We start from the raw sequence: 7,399 nt of genomic DNA, 5'->3' as shown, positions 1-7,399 counted from the left end.
GTCCGGCCCCCCTTTTTTTGATACGGAAGGTTCCACGGCATGCCGAACGACAAAAAGCTCGTTGACTACCTCAAGTGGGTCACGAACGACTTGCACCAGACCCGCCAACGGCTTCGAGAGGTCGAGTCCGCCAAGCAGGAGCCCATAGCGATCGTCGGGATGTCCTGCCGGCTGCCGGGCGGCGTGCGGTCGCCGGAGGAATTCTGGCAGTTGCTGAGCGAGGGCCGGGACGGCGTCTCGCCGTTCCCCAAGGACCGAGGCTGGGACCTGGACCTGCTCGTCGGCGACGGAAGCGGCAGCAGCGCGACCGCCGAGGGCGGCTTCGTCGACGCGGCCTCGTTCGACGCGCACTTCTTCGGCATCTCGCCCCGCGAGGCCGTGACGATGGACCCCCAACAGCGCATCCTGCTGGAGGCGTCCTGGGAGGCACTGGAGTGTGCCGGAATCGACCCCGTGTCCCTGCGCGGCACCGAGACCGGCGTCTTCGTGGGCACGAGCGGCATCGACTACGTCAACACCGTGATGAACTCCCGCGAGGACATCGAAGGGCACGGCAGCACCGGCCTCATCGCCAGCATCCTGTCAGGCCGGATCTCGTACAGCTTCGGTCTGGAGGGCCCGGCCGTCACCCTCGACACCGCCTGCTCCTCCTCGCTCGTCTCACTGCACCTGGCGGCCCAGGCGCTGCGCTCCGAGGAGTGCTCGCTGGCGCTGGTCGGAGGCGTGACGGTGATCTCGACGCCGATGAGCTTCATCGGATTCAGCCGGCAGGGCGGGCTGGCGGCGGACGGCCGGTGCAAGGCGTTCGCGGACGCGGCCGACGGCACGGGCTGGTCCGAGGGGGTGGGTGTCCTCGTCGTCGAGCGCCTGTCCGACGCCCGGCGGAACGGTCACCCCGTGCTCGCGGTCGTACGGGGTTCGGCCGTCAACCAGGACGGCGCCTCCAACGGCCTGACGGCGCCCAGTGGTCCGTCGCAGCAGCGAGTGATCCGGCAGGCGCTGGCGAGCGCCGGGCTGACGGCCTCGGACGTGGACGCGGTGGAGGCGCACGGTACGGGTACGCCGCTGGGTGACCCGATCGAGGCGCAGGCGCTGCTGGCGACGTACGGCCAGGGGCGCGATCCCGAGCGTCCGCTGCTGCTGGGTTCGGTGAAGTCCAACCTCGGCCACACGCAGGCGGCGGCCGGTGCCGCAAGTCTCATCAAGATGATCCTGGCGATGCGGCACGGTGTGCTGCCGCGGACCCTGCACGTGGACGCGCCGTCGTCCCATGTGGACTGGTCGGCCGGTGCGGTGGAGCTGCTGACGGAGGCTCAGGAGTGGCCCAAGTCGGACCGGCCGTGGCGCGCGGGCGTGTCGTCCTTCGCCATCAGCGGCACCAACGCCCACGTCATCATCGAGCAGGCACCGGACGCCGAGGAGCCCGAGGTCGAGGAAGGGCCGCGGACCTCGCCGTCGGCCGTGCCGTGGCTGCTCTCCGCGAAGTCCGAGGAGGCACTGGCCGCGCAGCTCGAGCGGGTCTCCGCGCTGACCGACCGGTCGCCTCTCGACCTGGGCTTCTCGCTGGCGACCACCCGGGCGCATTTGGAGCACCGCGCGGTACTGCTGGCCGAGGGCGGCGACACCGTCGAGGTGGCGCGCGGATCCGCCGGGCACGCGGCCGGGAAGCTCGCGGTGTTGTTCTCGGGTCAGGGTGCGCAGCGGGTGGGGATGGGCCGGGAGTTGTATGGCCGGTTCCCGGTGTTTGCGGAGGCGTTGGATGCGGTGCTGGCGTATTTCGACGGTGAGTTGCGGGAGGTGATGTTCTCCGACGCCAGGCGTCTGGACGAGACCGGTTATACGCAGCCGGCGTTGTTCGCTGTTGAGGTTGCGTTGTTCCGGCTGGTGGAGTCGTGGGGTGTGCGGCCGGATTTCGTGGCGGGGCATTCGATCGGTGAGGTGGTGGCGGCGTATGTGGCGGGGGTGTTCTCGCTGGAGGATGCTTGCCGTTTGGTGTCGGCGCGTGCGCGGTTGATGCAGGCGTTGCCGGTGGGTGGTGCGATGGTCGCGGTCCAGGCCGCGGAGGACGAGGTGTCTGCGCGGTTGGTCGACGGTGTGTCGATCGCGGCTGTCAACGGACCGGAGTCCGTGGTGATCGCCGGTGTCGAGGCCGAAGTCCTGCGGATCGCGGAGAAGTTCACCGCCGAGGGACGCAAGACCCAGCGGCTGTCGGTGAGCCACGCCTTCCACTCGCCGTTGATGGACCCGATGCTGGAGGACTTCCGCCGGGTGGCGGAGGAACTGTCCTTCCAGGCGCCCCGGATCCCCGTCGTCTCGAACGTCACCGGCGAGCCGGCCGCGGAAGAGCTGCTGTGCTCGGCGGATTACTGGGTGCGGCATGTCAGGGAGACCGTGCGGTTCGCCGACGGCGTGCGCGCCCTGGCGGCCGAAGACGTCGGCGTCTTCCTGGAGTTGGGTCCGGATGGTGTGCTGACGGCGATGGCTCAGCACAGCTTGGACGGCAGTGGTGGTCAGGTGGCCGTGTCGGCTCTGCGCAAGGACCGGTCGGAGGAGTCGGCGCTGTTGACCGCGCTCGCCCGCCTGCACGTGGCGGGTGTCGGCGTGGACTGGGCCGGATTCTTCGCCGGTACGGGCGCCCGCCGCGTCGACCTGCCGACGTACCCCTTCCAGCGCGAGCGCTTCTGGCCCCGGCCCGCCGCGCTGTCGGGGGACGTCACCGGGGCGGGCCTCCGCCCTGCCGAACACCCCTTGCTGGGAGCGACGTTCACTCTGGCGGGCTCCGGCGAGACGGTGTTCACGGGCAGGCTGTCGTTGCAGTCGCACCCGTGGCTGGCCGACCACGTCATGGGCGGCACTGTGCTCTTCCCGGCCACCGGCTTCCTGGAACTGGCGATGCGCGCCGCCGACCAGGCCGGCTGCGACCGGATCGAGGAGCTCGTCCTGATGACTCCGCTGGCGCTCCCGGAGGACGGCGCCGCGCAGATCCAGGTGCTGGTCGGGGATGTCGACGAGACGGGCGCCCGCGCGGTCTCCGTGTACTCGCGTGCCGACGGCGTCTTCGACCAGCCGTGGGTGCAGCACGCGCACGGCACGCTGGTAGCGGGGGAGCGGGTGGCGGAGTTCGGTTCCCCGGTCTGGCCGCCGCGGGACGCGGTGGCCGTCGACCTGGAGGACTTCTACGAGGGGACCGGCTACGGACCGGCCTTCCAGGGCCTGCGCTCGGTGTGGCAGTGCGAGGACGGCGCCTGGATCGAGGTCGCCCTGCCGGACGAAGTCGCCGCGGAAGCCGGCACCTTCGGGATCCACCCAGTGCTGTTCGACTCGATGCTCCAGTCGCGCCGGCTGGCCGGTGTCGGCACCGAGGGCGACCAGTTCCTGCCGTTCGCCTGGCAAGGGGTGTCGCTGCACGCCGGGGGAGCCTCGGTGCTGCGGGCCCGGGTGACGAAGACCGGCGAGGACTCGGTGTCCATCGCGGCCGTCGACGTCGAAGGCACACCCGTCCTGTCTGTCGACGAGCTCATTCTGCGCGGTGGTCAACTCGACTCTGCGAAGACCCCGTTGAGCGCGGGTCGCAGCGCTCTGCTGTCGCTCGACTGGGTGGCGGCGCCCCCCGGAACGGCATCCGCCGCACCCCGGTGCGTGTCCCTGGGCGCCGACGAACTGGGTGTGGGCGCGTCGGTCGCGTCTCTGGCGGAGCTCGCCGGCGACGAGGAATTCGTCGTGGTTCCGGTAACCGGCGCGGGCGGCGACACGCCTGCCCGTACGCACGAGCTCACCGCCTGGGTCCTTGGCCTGCTTCAGGAGTGGGCGGGCCTGGAGGCCGGTGCTGCGCGTCTGGTGTTCGTGACGTGTGGGGCCGTGTCGGCCGGTGCGGGTGAGTCCGTACGTGATGTGGCCGCGGGTGCGGTGTGGGGTCTGGTGCGCTCGGCGCAGTCGGAGAACCCCGGGCGGATCGTGCTCCTCGACCTGGAGGACCAGGCCGGGGATCTCGTGAAGATCCTCGCGGACATGCCCGGTCCGCTGGCCGACGGTGACGGCCAGTTCGCGGTGCGCGACGGCGGCATTCGGGTGGCCCGGCTGGCCGAATGGGCCGGTGACGCCGAGGAGTCGGCGCGGGCCTGGGACCAGGACGGGACGGTACTGATCACGGGTGGTACCGGTGGTCTGGGTCGTGATCTGGCCCGGCACTTGGTGGCCGAGCGTGGTGTGCGGCACCTGCTCCTGGTCAGCCGGAGCGGTTCCGAGGCACCCGGTGTGGGTGAGTTGCGGGAGGAGCTGGCCGCCCTCGGTGCCGAAGTGACGGTCCGAGCGGCCGATGTGGCCGACCGCGAGGCCGTGGACGCGATCGTGGGATCCGTGCCCGCCGCGCATCCGCTGACCGCCGTGATCCACACGGCCGGTGTGCTCGACGACGGCGTGATCGCCTCCCTCACCCCCGACCGGCTGTCGGCGGTGCTGCGCCCGAAGGCGGACGCCGCCTGGCATCTGCACGAGGCCACCAAGGACCTCGACCTGGCCGCGTTCGTCCTGTACTCCTCGATCTCCGGCGTGGTCGGCTCCCTGGGACAGGGCAACTACGCCGCCGGAAATGTCTTCCTCGACTCGTTGGCCTCGTACCGTGCGGGCCAGGGCCTGCCCGCGCAGTCCCTCGCCTGGGGCGCCTGGCACCAGGGAGGCGGTATGACGGCCGGCCTTTCCGACGCGGACATGCAGCGGATGGCCTCCTACGGGACCGCACCGCTCAGCCCCGCCCAGGGCTTGGCCCTGTTCGACGCCGCCACCGCGAGCGGCGCGGCCCACCTGGTCGCGATAGGCCGGTCCTCGGGGACCGTACGCGCCCAGGGGCCCGTACCGGCGGTACTGCGCGGCGTGGTCAAGGCTGCCCGGCGCACGGCCGTGAGCTCCACGGGCGGTGCCGCGGCAACGGCGACGCTCGCCGACCGGCTGCGCGCCGCGCGTCCGGAGGAGCGTACGACCCTGATGACCGACCTCGTACGCGCCGAGGCCGCCGCCGTACTCGGGCACGCCTCGGTCAGGAACATCGACGCCCGGCGGGAGTTCTACGAGCTGGGCCTCGACTCCCTGACCTCCGTCGAACTGCGCAACCGGCTCGCCGCCCTCACCGGACTGCACCTGTCGGCAACCGTGGTCTTCGACAGCAAGACCCCAGCCGACCTCGCGGACCGGCTCTACGCCGACCTGGCCGCACAGTCGGTCCTCGACGGCTCAGCCTCCCAGGCGGGCCTCCTCCCGGCCGCCGCGCCGGAGGCCGACTCGCTGGAGCGGCTGTTCCTCGACGCCTTGGACAGTGGCAGGACGCCGGAGGCCCAGCACATGCTCGCCGCCCTCGGCGCGCTCCGCCCGACCTTCGAGAGCACCGCCGAACTGGAGGATCTGCCGCTCCCGGCCACCCTCGCCGAGGGCGCCGGCACACCGCGGCTGATCTGCGTCAGCACACCCACCGCCAACGGCGGCGTACACGAATACGCCCGGCTCGCCGCGCCCTTCCGGGGCGAGCGGCACGTCAGCGCGCTGCCGCTGGTCGGCTTCGCCACGGGGGAGCGGCTGCCGGCCAACCCCGAGACCGCCGTACGGGTCGTCGCGGAGAGCGCGCTGCGGGCGAGCGATGGCGAACCCTTCGTCCTGCTCGGCCACTCCTCCGCCGGGGCCTACGCCTACATGGCGGCGGGGCTGTTGGAGGAGACCTGGGGCATCAGGCCCGAGGGCGTGGTGCTGCTCGACACCCTCAGCCTGCGGCACGAGAAGGACGAGGCCATCGACTACACGGGTCTGATGAAGCGTCACTTCCTGACCGACGAGGTCTCGCCGGTACGGATGACGAACTCCCGGCTGTCCGCCATGGCGCGCTGGATGGGCATGCTGAACCGGCTCGAGGTCCGGCACACGACCGCCCCCGTACTGATCGTCCGCGCCACCAGGCAGACGGCCGGCGTCGAGACCGGCTCGGGCCTCGACGGTGAACAGCACGGCGGCCTGATCCCGTCCCCGGACGTCCGGAGCGTGGACGCGGACCACTTCTCCATGGTCCGCGACGACGCCGCGGAGACCGTGCGGGTCGTCGGGGAATGGCTCGACTCGCTCGGCGACGTGTAGCGACGAGAACACCGAGGCGGGCGGCCACCGGGCCGCCCGCCTTCGCGTATCCGACTGAGGATCAGCCTTACCAGACGATGCGGAGCTCCGCGAAGCCGCCCGACAACTGGCCTTCCTTCTGGCGCAGTTCCTCCACCGGAACCTCCAGGCGCAGGTCCGGCAGCCGGGTGAACAGCTTGGTGAACATCGTCTTGAGCTCCAGACGCGCGAGGGGTGCGCCGATGCAGTGCCAGATGCCGTGGCCGAAGGACAGATGCGGGTTGGGGGCCCTGTCGACGTCGAACTCGCCCGGCCCGTCGAACGCCCGCTCGTCGAAGTTGGGCAGGCCGAGATCGAACAGGACCAGGTCCCCGGCCCGTATCGTCACCCCGCCGAACTCCATGTCCTCGCTGGCGTAGCGCGGCGGCAGGACCGACCCGCCGGCCCGGGCGGTCCGCAGCACCTCCTCCACGGCGCGGTCCATCACCTCGGGGTCGGCCAGCGCCGCCGCGCACTGGCCGGGGTGGGCGGCCAGCAGCGCCACGCCGTTGTCCATGATGCTCGCGACGCTGTCCAGCCCGGCGAACAGCAGCCCCGAGACCAGGTGCGCCACGCGGGCCTCGGACAGCTCGCCGTCGGACAGCCGGGAAATGATGTCGGGGCCGGGCTCGGCCCGCTTGAGCTCGACCAGCCCTTCCACGTACGCGGACAGGGAGCTCAGCGCCTTCTCGGCGCCGTCCCGGTCGTTCAGCACGGCGAGGCCGGACAGCAGGACGGTCAACTCCTCGCGGCGCTCCGGCGGCACCCCGATGACGTCGCAGAGCACCGTGAGGGCGAACGGCACGGAGAGCCGGCCGTGCAGGTCGCCGGGCGGCCCCTGGGCGATGAACGCGTCCAGCAGGGCGTCCGCCGCCGCCTCCACCTTCGGCTTCATCTCCAGCACACGCCGGGCCGAGAACAGCGGTGTGAGCGCCCGGCGCATCTCGGCGTGCTGTCGGCGCCCGGCCTCGGCGTCGCCGTCGGAGATCAGCAGCTCCAGGAACGGACTGCGTACGTACTGCGCGGCGCCCGCCGGGTCGGGGTGCGTGCGGCCGATGCGTTCGTCGTGCAGCAGCTGCTTGAGCTCGGCATGGCGGGTCACCAGCCACGCCTCGTCCCCGGCGGGGGTACGCACCCGGTGGATCGGCCCCCGGTCCTGCAAGGCGCGCAGGAGCGGGCTCAGTTCCAGCGTCTTGGGCGGTTCGAGGCGGAGGCAGGGCAGGTCGCGGGAAGAGGCGGTCATGGGGAAGTCCCTTACGTGTCTGCG

The 7,399-nt window shown here is 71.6% G+C and carries 2 protein-coding genes; one reads left to right on the top strand and one right to left on the bottom strand.

Annotated features, from left to right (window positions below):
- Positions 1-39 precede the first annotated feature (39 nt).
- Complete coding sequence (locus tag ACV530_RS03050; protein WP_494330631.1) at positions 40-6,114, top strand: type I polyketide synthase; 6,075 nt, start codon at positions 40-42, stop codon at positions 6,112-6,114.
- 67 nt (positions 6,115-6,181) lie between these two features.
- On the opposite strand, the gene ACV530_RS03045 is transcribed toward ACV530_RS03050, so the two are convergent.
- Positions 6,182-7,375, bottom strand: coding sequence for a cytochrome P450 (locus ACV530_RS03045; protein ID WP_494330630.1), 1,194 nt, complete (start codon positions 7,373-7,375; stop codon positions 6,182-6,184).
- Between the last annotated feature and the right edge of the window lie 24 nt (positions 7,376-7,399).

This window comes from Streptomyces sp. SX-6 (assembly GCF_059089585.1).
This window is presented reverse-complemented; position numbering and strand designations above follow the sequence as displayed.